Origin of the sequence: Neobacillus niacini (assembly GCF_046591715.1) — a bacterium.
GTDB classification, from domain to species: Bacteria; Bacillota; Bacilli; order Bacillales; family Cytobacillaceae; genus Neobacillus; species Neobacillus niacini_L.
In genome coordinates, this window is record NZ_JAWVNQ010000044.1 from 1 (window position 1) to 423 (window position 423).

At 54.8% G+C, this 423-nt stretch carries 1 rRNA gene; it reads right to left on the minus strand.

From position 1 onward, the window contains the following. Nucleotides 1-18: 18 nt before the first annotated feature. Nucleotides 19-423: ribosomal RNA gene (locus SFC47_RS25870) — 16S ribosomal RNA — on the minus strand; the annotation flags it as partial.

Consider the following 423-nt stretch of genomic DNA (forward strand, 5'->3'; position numbering starts at 1 on the left):
GGACTGCATTATCCTTAGAAAGGAGGTGATCCAGCCGCACCTTCCGATACGGCTACCTTGTTACGACTTCACCCCAATCATCTGTCCCACCTTAGGCGGCTGGCTCCTTACGGTTACCCCACCGACTTCGGGTGTTACAAACTCTCGTGGTGTGACGGGCGGTGTGTACAAGGCCCGGGAACGTATTCACCGCGGCATGCTGATCCGCGATTACTAGCGATTCCGGCTTCATGCAGGCGAGTTGCAGCCTGCAATCCGAACTGAGAATGGTTTTATGGGATTGGCTAAACCTCGCGGTCTTGCAGCCCTTTGTACCATCCATTGTAGCACGTGTGTAGCCCAGGTCATAAGGGGCATGATGATTTGACGTCATCCCCACCTTCCTCCGGTTTGTCACCGGCAGTCTCCTTAGAGTGCCCAACT